Origin of the sequence: Sediminivirga luteola (genome assembly GCF_014639315.1) — a bacterium.
Classification (GTDB): domain Bacteria; phylum Actinomycetota; class Actinomycetes; order Actinomycetales; family Brevibacteriaceae; genus Sediminivirga; species Sediminivirga luteola.
Window position 1 is genome coordinate 113185 of record NZ_BMFY01000010.1, and the last position, 12598, is coordinate 125782.

Consider the following 12598-nt stretch of genomic DNA (forward strand, 5'->3'; position numbering starts at 1 on the left):
GCGGCCTCCCCGTCCCGCGACCCCGCCGTGATACGACCGAAGGAGCTTGAGGTTATGACCGCCGTTCCCTCCGCCGACGACTCACCCGGTTCCGACGCCGCATACGCCGATCGCGCCCGCGCGCTCGACGAGGCAGACCCGCTGGGGCGCTTCCGCGACGCTTTCGAGCCCTCGCCGGGGCTGGTGTCGTACCTCGACGGGAACTCGCTGGGCAGACCCACCCGGGCCGCGGTCGATGCCTTGCGGTCCTTCGCGGCAGACCAGTGGGCGGGCCGGCTCATCCGCGGCTGGGACGAGGGCTGGTTCGAGAAGCCTCTCACCCTGGGCGACCGGCTCGGCGCCGTCACCCTCGGCGCGGCACCGGGGCAGACGTTCATCGGCGAGTCGACTACCGTGGTGCTCTACAAGCTGATCCACGCCGCGCTCGGCGCGCGGCCGGACCGCCGGGTGATCGTCGCCGACACCCACAATTTCCCCACCGATCGGTACCTCGTCGACGGCATCGCCCGGGCCACGGGCCGCGAGGTCAGATGGATCGTCCCCGAGCAGGAGGCCGGGGTGACTCCCGCGCAGGTGGCCGAGGCGGCAGGCGAGGACACCGCGCTCGTCTTGCTCAGTCACATCGACTACCGGACCGGACGCATCGCCGATGCCGGGGCGATCACCGGGATCGCGCACCGGGCCGGCGCTCTCGTCCTCTGGGACCTCTGCCATTCCGTGGGCGCCGTGCCGGTCGAGCTCGACGAGTGGGGCGTCGATTTCGCGGCCGGCTGCACCTACAAGTATCTCAACGGCGGGCCCGGATCTCCCGCCTTCGGCTATGTCGCCGCCCGCCACATCGCGGCGGTGACGCAACCCATCCAGGGGTGGATGGGCGTCGCGGACGCCTTCGAGATGGGGCCGGCGTACCGCCCGCACGCGGGCATCCGCCGGTTCGTCAGCGGGACCCCCTCCGTCCTGGCGATGGTGCCGCTGGAAGCGATGCTCTGCCTCATCGAGGAAGCGGGCCTGGCTGCCGTGCGGGCCAAGTCGGTCGCCCTGACCAGCTTCGCCCTCGAGCTCTACGACGCCTGGCTCGCTCCGCTCGGGGTCCGCCTGGGCTCCCCGCGCGAGGCCGCGGTCCGCGGCGGGCATCTGACCGTTCACCACGAGCTCTGCCGGCAGGTGCTCCCGGTCCTATGGGAACAGGGCATCATCCCGGACTTCCGCACGCCGGACGGGCTGCGGCTGGGCCCGTCGCCGCTATCAAGCAGTTACGACGAGGTCCGCGCCGGCGTCCAGGGCATCCGCAATGCCCTGGTGGCGGCCGGTGCCTGAGGCCACCGGCCGGGCCCCTCAGCCGGCGGTTCCCGGCCTCGATGACTTCGATGCGCGTCCCGGCAGCATCATGTCGCTGCTGCGGACCTTCGTCGGCCTGCACATGCGCGACCTCGGTGGCTGGATCGCCGTGGCTCACCTGGTCGCCCTCCTTGAGCAGACCGGCGCACCGGCGACCACCGTGCGCTCGGCGGTCTCCCGGGCGAAAGCGAAGGGCCTCCTCCGCCCGCAACGACGCGAAGACGTTGCGGGTTACGCGCTGTCACCAGGCGTCGTGGCGATGCTCGAGCGGGGCGACGCGACGATCTACTCCTACCGCCGGCACCCCGTATCCGACGGGTGGTGCCTCATCTCGTTCTCGGTGCCGGAGGACCGGCGGGCCGAGCGGTACCGGCTGCGCCGCCTTCTGGCGCAGCTCGGATGCGGCACCGTCGCCGACGGCCTGGCCGTCGCACCGCAGCCTCTGGCGGGCGGACTGCAGACGCATCTGCGCGAGGCGGGGCTGGGCGAGTGGGTCACCGTCTTCGAGCAGGCGGCGCTCCGGCCCGATGGGAGTCTCGCCGCAGCATGTGCGCGCTGGTGGGATCTGGACATGACCGCGGGCCTCCACCGTGCCTTCATCGCCCGCCATCGCGGGCTCGCCGAGCGATTGGCGAGCGGGGGGCGCTCCGTGACCGGCTCACCGGTCATCAGTCCCCAGGAGGCCTTCGCCGCCCATCTGCGGATCGTCGACGACTGGCGTCCCATTCCCTACCGGGATCCCGGACTGTCCCGGGAGGCCCTCCCGGCGGACTGGCCGGGAGACGAATCCGCCGCGCTGTTCCGTGAACTCCACGAGCGCCTCGGACCGCCTGCAGCCCAGCACGTCGTCCACACCACGCGATCTCAGATCGGGAGGGCACGCCCATGACCACCGATGACACTCCGGCGGCCGCAGAGGACGCCCGCTTTGCCGCCCTCCTCGCCTCCGCGGGAGAGCCGGGGCATCGCGTCGCCTATGGTGACCGGCCGGACCAGCATGTCGAGTGGTTCGGGGAACCGGCGACCGCCGGCACGGTGATCGCCTTCATCCATGGCGGGTATTTCCGGCAGCAGACGACGCTGGCACATGCGCGGCCCCTGGCTCGCGCTCTCGTGGCCCGCGGCAGCGTCCCGGAACGTGTCGATCCTTCGTCTTCCTCGACCGCCGGGCCGGAGGGGGATCGGGCTACGGGTGCTGCCGGAGTGGCCGTGGCATTGATCGAGTACCGGCGAGCCGGGGGTGAAGGCGGCCACCCGCGTACCCTTGCGGACATCGAGGCGGCCATCGCGACGATCACCGGTGAGTCAGGTGGGCCCAGCGGGTTCGGTGAGTCGAGCGGGTTCGGTGAGTCGAGTGAGTCTGGTCAGTCCGGTGAGTCGGGCGGAAGCGACCTGCCCGGTGGGCTCGGCGGGTCCGGTGAGGAGACGTCAACGCCCGGGAGCGCGGTCCGGTTCGTCGTCGCCGGTCATTCCGCCGGGGGCAGCCTCGCCCTGTCATGGGCGAGCCGGCAACCGGCAGCGGGGCCGGAGATCCGCGTGCGGCCGCTGGCGCCCGTCACCGATCTCGTCGCGGAGGTGCGGGACGGGCTCGGTGACGGCGCCGTCCTGGAGTACATGGGCGCGCACCCGGAGGAGGATCGCGAGCGATACCTGTCCGAGGATCCGCGTTCGCGAGCGGCGCTCATCCCGGAACGGTGTGATGTGAGGATCCTTCACGGCACCGCGGACCAGACGGTCGACATCGCGTTCTCCCGCGGGTTTCCCGCGCCGCGTCAGGAACTCATCGGCGCCGATCACTTCGACGTGATCGACCCGCGTTCCCCGCACTTCGGCACCGTGGCCGGGGCGCTCCTCGGCCCGTGAGACGGAGAACCGGCGGCAGGGCGTAAGACGCATCACATCTCGGTGAGCAGCCGCCCGAAGCATCTTAGGTAAGTCTAAGCTTCATGTATGACCATTCTTCTTCCCGCGTCTCACCGCACCATGTCCCACGGCATCGCTGCTGTGATCACCTCCACATTGATCCTGGCCGGTTGCACCGCCGAGAGCACCACCGAGAACGTCTCCTCTGCTCCGGATCCGGTGGAGAGCACCGAGTACACGACCCCGCGCACGATGCCCGAGGGCAAGGGCAGCGGAGAGCGCGACGGCGTGTTCCCCCGCACCGTCACCCACTTCGCGGGGGAGACCACCCTTGAGGACGAACCCGAACGCGTGGTGGTGATCTCCACCGGTCAGGCCGACGCCATGCTCTCGCTCGGCATCGTGCCCGTCGGCTCGACGGCCGGTGACGGGGCCGAGATGATCCCGCAGTATCTCTATGAGACCTATCCCCAGCTGAAGGACGAACTGGACTCCGTCACGCATGTCGGGAGCAGGGTCGAGCCTGAACTGGAGTCGATAGCGAACCTGGACCCTGACCTGATCGTGCTGAACCTCGCCGGCAAGGACGATGCGGACGTCTTCTACGCCGATGCGAGCGAGATCGCGCCGACGGTGGCCACGCAGGGCACCGGGCTGTACTGGAAACAGGATTTCCTGCTGCTCGCGGACGCGGTGGGCAAGACCGAGCAGGCACAGGGCTGGCTCGATGACTACCACGCCGACGCGGCCGCCTTCGGTGCGCGGGTGGAGGGCGCCCCCACGGTGTCCTTCCTGCGCAAGAACGGGGATCGCACCCGCGTGTTCGGGATCGCGTCCTTCAGCGGCTCCGTCGCCGAGGATGCCGGCCTGTCGCGTCCCGAGGCCCAGTCGTTCACGGACGAGACCTCCGTCGACATCAGCGCCGAACTCCTGGGCCAGGCCGATGGCGACTGGATCTTCTACGGCGTCCAGGGCGGCGACGACACCGAACTGACCTCGCTGGGCTTGTGGCCCTCGCTCGGCGCGGTGGAGAAGGGCCAGGCGGTGTCCGTCGACGACGATGTGTTCTACCTCAACGTCGGCCCGACCGCGGCCCGGGGCGTCCTATCGGTGCTGCAGGAAGAACTCGCCTGATCCCGGTCCGGCCGACCGGGAGCTCACTGAGTTCGGCGAGCATGTGCACGGCTGGCGTATAGTGCTGGAGCTGACCGCACAGCAAGTGGCTGAACGAACCGGCATCACGCGCGACACCCTGCGCCGGATCGAGAAGGGAGACCGCAGCGTCGGGTTCGGCAACGTCGCGCAAGTGCTCCGCGCCCCCGGCGTCCTGGAAGGGGAGATCGCGATGATGGCCGAGCCGATCGAACCCAGGCTGGAATCCCTTCGGGCGGCGGCCCGAACAAGGAAGTAAAAGATCGCGCGCTGGCTGGAAAACGCTCAGACACACACATGCCCCGCACGCGAGCGCGGGTGCCGCTTCGCCATCACCGGCCCCTCAGTCCCTCACGACTGAGAACGCCTGCCAGCACGCGCGGCGAAGGCATCGATCGCCGCCAGAATCTCATCGCTGCGCCAGAACGGCCCAAGCCCATGTTCTCCCTTGGACTTGAGAATCCCTGCGTTCACCAGAGCATTCAACGGCGGGTAGACGTTGGGCTGTTTGACCCCGAGTTCTTCAGCCGCTGCCGCGCTGTTAAGCACCGGCCGTCGTGTCAGGATGTCCAGAAGCCTCCACGCGTTAGAGCTCCTGCGCACGGTCAGCCGCTGTTCCCAGGCGACCCGGATCTCCTCGATCTCCCGCGCCAGCTGCCGGGCATTGCTGACCGCCCGCAATGAAGCGTCGGCGAATGCACTGACGATCGGATCTATCTCGCCTGCACGGTATGCGGTCAGCGCAGCGTGGTACCCCTCCACATCTGCAAGGAGACCGGCAGAGACCGGCACCGCCACGTTCCTCGTCACTCCCCTGTGACGCAACATAGATTGCGCCAAGGCCCTCCCTGTCCTCCCGTTCCCGTCAGTGAAGGGATGAATGGTCTCGAACTGTGCATGGGCGACGGCGACGGCGATCAGCGCCGGAATGTCCTCGCGTCGGACGAAAGTGGCCAGATCGTCCACCAATCCTGGGACATCCGCCTCGTCCGGGCCGACGAACTGCGCACCCACGGGCGAATCCGAACGGGTCCCGATCCATACCGGCTCCTTCCGCCACTGCCCCGGGGTATGACGCGGCTGCTTCTCCATCAGCACGGTATGCATCTGTCGGATGGACTCCGACGAAGGATCACTCGCCAAGTCAAGAGCAGCCCTCATGGCGGCGGCGTTCGCCGCCACATCTCCGGCATTACGGCTGCTCTTCGCCCCAAGCTCTGCGCTGAAGATCGCGCGGGCCGATGCCGTGAGGTTCTCGATCTGCGAGGATGAGACGGCCTCTGACCGCAGCAGCACCGGAGCGAATCCCGAGACGCGAGCACCCAGCTCAGCGTCGAAACGAGTCAGCTCCCGCTCTGCCTCCTCCGCCTTTGCCACCACATCCGGGCTCGGGGAAGGAGTCAGCTCCGCGATGTGTGGGACGATCGCCCAGCGGTAGGGCACACCGTAGGCAGTCTCTTCGGCCCGCACGCCCCACTGTGCGGAGGCAGTGGGAACCCATCGCCGCTCCGCAAAGCCGACCCGGGGCCACGGGTTGCCACGCATCATCACTCCTCAGAAATATTATGAGATAGGCACTTATCTCATAATATTGAGAGTCTTCCTTATGGGAAAGAAAAGGGGACCTGCTCGAGAGCAGATCCCTCATCTCTGACGACTTTCTACGTGGAGGTAACGGGACTCGAACCCGTAACCCCCTGCTTGCAAAGCAGGTGCGCTACCAATTGCGCCATACCCCCGTGGGTCCCGCCGGACAGCGGATCAGATCTGATCCGTGGCTTGCGCCCAGCGCTCCTGGACCGCCTTCGTGTCGCGGCGGGCCTTGAGGAACACGGCCACTCCGATTCCCGTCAGCGTGACAGCTGCCAGCCATCGTTTCATGGAAGCTCCCTTCCGACGATGGTCCCGCGTGGGCGTACCAGGACTTGAACCTGGGACCTTCACATTATCAGTGTGACGCTCTAACCGCCTGAGCTATACGCCCGTGTTCCGGGGCTGACCCGAGGAACCAATATACCCAAGGTCCTGCAGGAACGCCAACCCGGGACAAGGCCGCCGTTACTCGTCCTTCAGCGTGAGGCTGAAGCCGTTCACCATCGACGATCCGATATTGTAGAGGATGGACAGCAGCGTGGACAGGGCGGTCATCAGGATGACGTTCACCACCGCCAGGATCACCCCGACCGACAGCACCCGGCCGAGGCTGAACAAGCCGATGACCCGCTCGGCGGACTCGGTTCCGGCGAGTTCCCGCAGGGTGGCTTCCATGGAGTCCATCACGCCGGTCATCTGCAGCACGAGCCACAGCACGAAGAACGCCACCACCGTGGCGATGCCGAGCGCCACGGACATCAGGAACGACATCTTCATGACCGACCAGGAGTCGATCTTGGCCACCGTGAGGCGCACCGTCCTGGGGCCCTTGCGTTTGGCCGAGCCGGACATCTTCACGCCCGCCGAGCTGGTCTTGACCTGGCTGGCCTCAGCCCGGTCGAACGCATCGGTCATCTGGGCGGAGCCGCTGGCCGGCGCCGGGGGCTGGCTCGGCGGCCGTGCCGGGGTCTCCGGAGCACCCGCATAATCGCTCGGGTTCTCCTCGGTTGCCGGAGCACTCCCGCCTGCCGTCAGGCGGGTGGAGCCACTGGACGCACGGAGCGTCTTGGTCGGCTTGGGAAGATCGGTGCTCGGCTCAGAGTGTGAACTCACTGTTCTCCTTCGTCCGCATCCGCCTCAGGAACGTCGGAATTGTCCATGGCGGCCGGTGACGACGATTCTACAACTTCGTCGACGCTAGCACCCGGACCGTCGGCGTGCGTAGCCTCCCCCTGCTCGCCGGTCAGCTCACCGCCCACCGGATCGCCCGTCGCACCGCCCTCCGCGGCGTCCTCTTCGGCCTCGATCTGGTCCTCGACCGCTGCCGGGCCGCGGGTGACCTCGATGATGCGGTCCTTCTTGCCGGGCTTGGCGAAGACCACTCCCATCGTGTTGCGGCCCTTGGCCGGCACCTCACTGGCCCGTGAGCGCACCACCATGCCGGACTCCATCACCACGAGCACCTCTTCGTCCTCCGTGACGATGAGCCCGCCGGCCAGATCGCCGCGCTCCTCGGTCACCTTGGCGACCTTGATGCCCAGGCCTCCGCGGCCCTGCACCCGGTACTCCTCGACGGGCGTGCGCTTGGCGTAGCCACCCGCGGTGACGACGAACACGTAGCTGTCCGGCCGCACCACGTCCATGGCCAGCAGGGTGTCGTCCTCACGGAACTTCATGCCGGTGACGCCGGACGTGGCTCGGCCCATCGGGCGAAGCGCCTCGTCGCTGGCGGTGAACCGCACGGACTGACCGTGACGGGAGATCAGCAGCAGGTCGTCCTCGCCGGAGACCAGCCGCGCAGACACCAGCTCATCCGGAGTGCCCTCCGCCGTCTCTCGCAGGTTGATCGCGATGACGCCGCCGGTGCGGTTGGAGTCGTACTCAGCCAGGCGGGTCTTCTTCACCAGACCGGCCTTCGTGGCCAGCACCAGGAACGGCTGCTCCTCGTAATCGGAGATGGACAGTACCTGCGCGATGGTCTCGCCCGGCTGGAACGCCAGCAGGTTCGCCACGTGCTGGCCCTTCGAGTCGCGGCCTCCCTCGGGCAGATCGTAGGCCTTGGTGCGGTAGACCCGGCCCATATTGGTGAAGAACAGCAGCCAGTTGTGGGTGGAGGTGACGAAGAAGTGGTCCACGACGTCGTCGCCCCGCAGAGTCGCCCCGCGCACGCCCTTGCCGCCGCGATGCTGCGCGCGGTACGCATCGGTGCGGGTCCGCTTGGCGTAACCGCCGCGCGTGATCGTGATGACGACCTCTTCCTCTGGGATGAGGTCCTCCATCGACACGTCCCCGTCGAAACCGGCCAGGATCCTGGTGCGGCGCTCGTCCCCGTACCGCGTGACGACCTCGTCCAGTTCCTCCGAGACGATCTCCCGCTGCCGTGCGGGCGTCTCGAGGATATGGTGGTACTCCTTGATCATCTCCTCGATCCGGTTGGCCTCTTCCTGGATCTTCAACCGCTCCAGGGCCGCCAGGCGGCGCAGCTGCAGATCGAGGATCGCGTTGGCCTGGACCTCGTCGACGTCCAGCAGCTCCATCAGGCCCGAGCGGGCTTCCTCGGAGCTCGGGGAACGGCGGATCAGCGCGATGACCTCGTCCAGGGCGTCCAGGGCACGCAGGTAACCGCGCAGGATGTGGGCGCGTTCCTCCGCCTTGCGCAGCCGGAAACGGGTCCGGCGGATGATGACGTCGATCTGGTGCTGCACCCACAGCCGCAGGAAGGCGTCGATGCTGAGCGTGCGCGGGACGTTGTCCACCAGCGCGAGCATGTTCGCGGAGAAGTTCTCCTGCAGCTGGGTGTGTTTGTACAGGTTGTTCAGCACGACCTTGGGCACGGCGTCGCGCTTGAGCACGATCACCAGGCGCTGGCCGGTACGGCCGGAGGATTCGTCGCGCAGATCCGCGATGCCCGCGACTTTGCCGTCCTTCGTGTACGAGGCGATCTTGGCGGCCAGGGCATCGGGGTTGACCTGGTAGGGCAGCTCGGTGACGACCAGGCAGGTGCGGCCCTGGATCTCCTCGACCTCCACCACGGCACGCTGGGTGATGGAGCCGCGGCCGGTGCGGTACGCCTCCTCGATGCCCTTGCGGCCGAGCACGGTGGCGCCGTTGGGGAAGTCGGGGCCCTTGATGATGCCCAGCAGCGCCTCCAGCGCCTCTTCCTTGGACGCTTCCGGATGCTGCAGCAGCCACTGGGCGCCGGCGGCGACCTCGCGCAGATTGTGCGGCGGGATGTTGGTGGCCATGCCGACGGCGATGCCCGCCGAACCGTTCACCAGCAGGTTGGGGAACCGGCTGGGAAGGTAGACCGGCTCCTTGCTCTTGCCGTCGTAGTTGTCCTGGAAGTCGACGGTGTCCTCTTCGATGTCCCGGACCATCTCCATGGACAGCGGCGCCATCCGGCACTCGGTGTACCGGGGCGCTGCGGCGCCGTCGTTGCCGGCCGAGCCGAAGTTGCCCTGACCCTGGATGAGCGGGTAGCGCATCGCCCAGGGCTGGACCAGGCGGACCAGGGCGTCGTAGATGGCGGAGTCACCGTGCGGGTGGTACTGGCCCATCACATCGCCGACGACGCGGGAGCACTTGTTGAAGGAGCGGTCCGGCCGGTACCCGCCGTCGTACATGGCGTAGAGCACGCGCCGGTGGACCGGCTTGAGACCGTCCCTCACGTCCGGCAGCGCACGGCCGACGATGACGCTCATCGCGTAATCCAGGTACGACCGCTGCATCTCCAGCTTCAGGTCGACCTGCTCCACGCGGCCGGCCACCACCGGGGCGCTGTTCTCGGCGGCGTCATCGGACGCGGGGGTGTTGTTCTCCTCGGCCACTCTCTACTCCAGTCGTCATATGCGAGTCAGTTCGGATGCGGCGCCGGTGCGGGCGCTGCGCGGGCGATAGACCGCCGCAGAGCGGCGAACGGGTGCCCGTGAGAGGTCAGATGTCCAGGAACCGGACGTCCTTGGCGTTCTCCTGGATGAACTTGCGGCGGGACTCGACATCCTCGCCCATCAGCACGCTGAAGATCTCATCCGCCTGGATGGCGTCCTCCAGCGTCACCTGCTTGAACAGGCGCTTCTCCGGATCCATGGTGGTGTCCCAGAGCTCCTGGTAGTTCATCTCGCCCAGGCCCTTGTAGCGCTGGATCGCCAGCTCCTTGGGCAGCCGCTTGCCCGCCTCGCGGCCGGCCTTGAGCAGTGCGTCCCGCTCACGGTCGGAGTAGGCGAACTCGTGCGGTTCGTTCGTCCACTTGATCCGGTACAGCGGCGGCGTCGCCAGGTAGACGTAGCCGTGCTCGATCAGCGGCCGCATATAGCGGAAGATCAGCGTCAGCAGCAGGGTCGCGATGTGCTGGCCGTCCACATCGGCGTCGGCCATCAGCACGATCTTGTGGTACCGCAGCCTGCTCAGGTCGAATTCGTCGCCGATGCCGGTGCCGAACGCCGTGATGAGCGCCTGGACCTCCTGGTTCGCCAGGGCACGGTCCAGGCGGGCCTTCTCCACGTTCAGGATCTTGCCGCGGATCGGCATGATGGCCTGGGTGATCGCGTCGCGGCCTGCCATCGCCGAACCGCCGGCGGAGTCGCCCTCGACGATGAAGATCTCGCTGAGCGCCGGATCCTTCGACTGGCAGTCGCGCAGCTTGCCCGGCATGCCCGAGCTCTCCAGCAGGCCCTTACGGCGCGTCGCCTCACGGGCCTTACGGGCGGCGAGTCGCGCCTGGGAGGCCTGGATCGCCTTGCGGACGACGTCCTTGGCCTGGTTCGGGTTGGCCTCCATCCAGTGCCCGAGCTCATCACGGACGATGCGCTGGACGAACCCGCGCGCCTCGGAGTTGCCCAGCTTGGTCTTGGTCTGTCCCTCGAACTGCGGTTCGCCGAGCTTCACGCTGATCACCGCGGTGAGGCCCTCGCGGATGTCCTCGCCGGTGAGGTTGGGGTCCTTGTCCTTGAGCAGCTTCTGCTCGCGGGCGTACCCGTTGATGAGATTGGTCAGCGCGGTGCGGAAGCCCTCCTCGTGCGTGCCGCCCTCATGCGTGTTGATGGTGTTCGCATAGGTGTGCACCGACTCGGCGTACGACTCGGTCCACTGCATGGCCACCTCGAGCGCGATCTGCTGCTCGGTGTCCTCGGACTCGAAGGCGATGATGTCCTCGTGGATGTGCGTCGCCTTGCGCGTGGAGTTCAAGTACGCCACGTAGTCCAGCAGACCCTGGTCGTAGCGGTAGGTGACGGACCGCGGCTTGCTCGGATCGGCCTCGTCGGCGATGTCGGTCACCAGTTCGGTGTCGATGTCGGCGGACTCGGAGACCCGCTCGTCGGTGAGGGAGAGCGTGAGGCCCTTGTTCAGGAACGCCATCTGCTGGAAGCGAGCGCGCAGCGTCTCGAAGTCGAAGACGATCGTCTCGAAGATCTCCGGGTCCGGCCAGAACGTCACCGTGGTGCCGGTGCGCTCGGTGGTCTCGCCCTTCTCCAGCTCCCCGGTGGGGGCGCCTTGCCGGTAGCTCTGCCGCCACACGTGCCCCTCGCGGTGCACCTCGACGTCGAGGGCGCGCGAGAGCGCGTTCACTACGGACGAGCCCACGCCGTGCAGGCCGCCGGACACGGCGTACCCGCCGCCGCCGAACTTTCCGCCGGCATGCAGGATGGTCAGGACCACCTGCACCGTGGGCAGGCCTTCGGTGGGGTGAATAGCCACCGGGATGCCGCGGCCGTTGTCGATCACGCGGACGCCGCCGTCGGCCAGCAGCGTCACCTCGATCGTGTCGCAGTAGCCGGCCAGCGCCTCGTCGACGGAGTTGTCCACGATCTCGTAGACGAGATGGTGGAGGCCGCGTTCACTGGTGGAACCGATGTACATGCCAGGGCGCTTGCGAACCGCTTCGAGTCCCTCGAGGACGGTGATGTCACTCGCTTCGTAGTTGGCATTGCCATCGGTGGCCATCGAGTCTCCTTGAGCAGTTCTCCTTGTTCTCCACCATCTTACCTTCTCGCGCGGGTTCTGGTGGCCCGCGAACCGCCATGAGAGGCCGTGTGAGCGCCCAGGGCGAGATTTCCGGGTCGCGGCCATGAGGGGATGCACGAACCCGGGGTCGAATCGATCTCAGCGCCGTCTGGACGATTCACCCATAGGTGTCCCGGGGGCCTCGCATCCCCGGTGCGCGCAGCCGGCCCTTCCGCCAGCTCCGCTGATGCGGTCCCAGCACCCGGATGTGGTCCACCACACCGGGACCCAGTTCCTCGGCCAGCCGCTGCTTGATCTGAGGCACGAACGTCTCGAGCTCCTTGGCCCAGGCGGTGGAGGAGGCACGCAGCACGAGCGTCGGGCGGTCGAACGTCTCCGGTGTGCAGTGATCGGCAATCTGCGGCCCGACGATCTCACCCCACCGTCCCATCAGCGCACCCACCGTCAGGGAGGTCTTCCACCCGGATCTGCGCACGATGCCGTTCAGCACACCGCCCAGCAGCGCCGGGTCCCGGCTGTGCGCGCCGGCGGAGGAGTGCACCGCGACCGGCGGCTTGCGGGTGGTTCGCCGGTAACTGCGGGTGTCGGGCTCCCCGAACTGCGCCGCCATCCGTCGGGCGCGCTCGAGCGCCAGCGCCGGAAGCACCGAGTCCTCCGGTGACCAGGATCTTTCCGTCCCTTCCATGGCGTC

Annotated in this window: 10 protein-coding genes and 2 tRNA genes; 5 read left to right on the forward strand and 7 right to left on the reverse strand. The window is 67.8% G+C overall.

What is annotated here, in order from left to right; translation table 11 throughout:
* The first annotated feature begins 54 nt into the window (after positions 1–54).
* The 5 genes from kynU (at position 55) to IEW13_RS17690 (ending at position 4612) form a co-directional block, all read left to right on the forward strand.
* Positions 55–1317 (forward strand): kynureninase, encoded by a 1263-nt coding sequence (gene kynU, locus IEW13_RS11885; RefSeq protein WP_188551136.1) that lies wholly within the window; start codon positions 55–57, stop codon positions 1315–1317.
* Positions 1310–2227 (forward strand): PaaX family transcriptional regulator, encoded by a 918-nt coding sequence (locus IEW13_RS11890; RefSeq protein ID WP_188551137.1) that lies wholly within the window; start codon positions 1310–1312, stop codon positions 2225–2227. Before kynU ends, IEW13_RS11890 begins: the two co-directional genes overlap by 8 nt.
* Entirely contained in the window at positions 2224–3201 is a 978-nt protein-coding gene (locus IEW13_RS11895) for an alpha/beta hydrolase family protein (RefSeq protein ID WP_188551138.1), read from the forward strand. Before IEW13_RS11890 ends, IEW13_RS11895 begins: the two co-directional genes overlap by 4 nt.
* 87 nt (positions 3202–3288) lie before the next feature.
* Positions 3289–4335 (forward strand): ABC transporter substrate-binding protein, encoded by a 1047-nt coding sequence (locus IEW13_RS11900; RefSeq protein ID WP_229745121.1) that lies wholly within the window; start codon positions 3289–3291, stop codon positions 4333–4335.
* Positions 4262–4612: a helix-turn-helix domain-containing protein gene (locus IEW13_RS17690; RefSeq protein WP_188551139.1), complete on the forward strand. Its 351-nt coding sequence runs from the start codon at positions 4262–4264 to the stop codon at positions 4610–4612. Before IEW13_RS11900 ends, IEW13_RS17690 begins: the two co-directional genes overlap by 74 nt.
* Positions 4613–4704: 92 nt before the next feature.
* On the opposite strand, the gene IEW13_RS11910 is transcribed toward IEW13_RS17690, so the two are convergent.
* The 7 genes from IEW13_RS11910 to IEW13_RS11940 all read right to left on the reverse strand — a co-directional run bounded on the left by IEW13_RS11910 (position 4705) and on the right by IEW13_RS11940 (position 12592).
* Entirely contained in the window at positions 4705–5901 is a 1197-nt protein-coding gene (locus IEW13_RS11910) for a Fic family protein (protein WP_229745123.1), read from the reverse strand.
* Positions 5902–6019: 118 nt separating this feature from the next.
* Positions 6020–6092: transfer RNA gene (locus IEW13_RS11915), tRNA-Ala, on the reverse strand.
* A gap of 171 nt (positions 6093–6263) precedes the next feature.
* A tRNA-Ile gene (locus tag IEW13_RS11920) sits at positions 6264–6337 on the reverse strand.
* Positions 6338–6411: 74 nt separating this feature from the next.
* Positions 6412–7059 (reverse strand): DUF3566 domain-containing protein, encoded by a 648-nt coding sequence (locus IEW13_RS11925; RefSeq protein ID WP_229745124.1) that lies wholly within the window; start codon positions 7057–7059, stop codon positions 6412–6414.
* A complete protein-coding gene (gyrA, locus tag IEW13_RS11930) occupies positions 7056–9674 on the reverse strand; it encodes a DNA gyrase subunit A (protein ID WP_188551183.1) in 2619 nt (872 codons plus the stop codon). Before gyrA ends, IEW13_RS11925 begins: the two co-directional genes overlap by 4 nt.
* A gap of 205 nt (positions 9675–9879) precedes the next feature.
* Positions 9880–11886 carry a DNA topoisomerase (ATP-hydrolyzing) subunit B gene (gene gyrB, locus IEW13_RS11935; RefSeq protein ID WP_188551140.1) on the reverse strand — a complete coding sequence of 669 codons (2007 nt, stop codon included), beginning with the start codon at positions 11884–11886 and terminating at the stop codon, positions 9880–9882.
* A 178-nt stretch (positions 11887–12064) separates the two neighbouring features.
* The gene (locus IEW13_RS11940) at positions 12065–12592 is read right to left on the reverse strand and encodes a DciA family protein (protein ID WP_188551141.1); all 528 of its coding nucleotides are present in this window, start codon (positions 12590–12592) and stop codon (positions 12065–12067) included.
* Between the last annotated feature and the right edge of the window lie 6 nt (positions 12593–12598).

Excerpts from the sequence above, each read along its gene's own strand:
- kynU (WP_188551136.1), top strand. The coding sequence starts at position 55 with ATGACCGCCGTTCCCTCCGCCGACGACTCACCCGGTTCCGACGCCGCA.
- IEW13_RS11895 (WP_188551138.1), top strand. The coding sequence starts at position 2,224 with ATGACCACCGATGACACTCCGGCGGCCGCAGAGGACGCCCGCTTTGCC.
- IEW13_RS11900 (WP_229745121.1), top strand. The coding sequence starts at position 3,289 with ATGACCATTCTTCTTCCCGCGTCTCACCGCACCATGTCCCACGGCATC.
- IEW13_RS17690 (WP_188551139.1), top strand. The coding sequence starts at position 4,262 with ATGTGTTCTACCTCAACGTCGGCCCGACCGCGGCCCGGGGCGTCCTAT.
- IEW13_RS11910 (WP_229745123.1), bottom strand. The coding sequence starts at position 5,901 with ATGATGCGTGGCAACCCGTGGCCCCGGGTCGGCTTTGCGGAGCGGCGA.
- gyrA (WP_188551183.1), bottom strand. The coding sequence starts at position 9,674 with ATGCAGCGGTCGTACCTGGATTACGCGATGAGCGTCATCGTCGGCCGT.
- gyrB (WP_188551140.1), bottom strand. The coding sequence starts at position 11,886 with ATGGCCACCGATGGCAATGCCAACTACGAAGCGAGTGACATCACCGTC.
- IEW13_RS11940 (WP_188551141.1), bottom strand. The coding sequence starts at position 12,592 with ATGGAAGGGACGGAAAGATCCTGGTCACCGGAGGACTCGGTGCTTCCG.